Raw genomic sequence first — 423 nt, 5'->3', positions numbered from 1 at the left:
GCCGAAGAGCGTGTGAAGAGATCGTCGGCCACCACCGAACTGCCTCTGCCGAGGGCGGCGATGACGGCGTCCTGCCCGGCCAGGGCAGTGGAGACATCGCGGCGGGAGGTGGCGTCTCCGGTGAGTACGGTGATCTGATCCGCCAGGACGCCGTCATCGCCGCCCTCGGCAGAGGCAGTTCGGTGGTGGCCGACGATCTCTTCACACGCTCTTCGGCCGCCTTGATCGCAGCGGCCGGGGAAACGGGCGTGTCCCGGCTGGTGTGGCTGTCGTCGTTCGGGGTCGGCCACACCCTCGCGTGGGCGAGCGGCCCTCAGAAGGTGATCTACCGCACGCTCCTGCGGTCCATCTACGCGAACAAGGAGATCGCCGACGACAGCATCCGCTCCAGCGAGCTGGACTGGACCGTGGTCTACCCGACCA

The 423-nt window shown here is 68.1% G+C and carries 1 protein-coding gene; it reads left to right on the top strand.

The annotated features are described in order from the left end of the window. Positions 1-95: 95 nt before the first annotated feature. On the top strand, positions 96-423 hold a 328-nt coding region (locus CCL05_RS42875), incomplete at its 3' end, for an SDR family oxidoreductase (RefSeq protein ID WP_244204619.1).

This window comes from Streptomyces africanus (assembly GCF_002150735.1).
In the GTDB taxonomy this organism is placed as follows: Bacteria; Actinomycetota; Actinomycetes; order Streptomycetales; family Streptomycetaceae; genus Streptomyces; species Streptomyces africanus.
The sequence above is the reverse complement of the archived record's forward strand: the minus strand, read 5'-3'. Positions and strand labels throughout refer to the sequence as shown.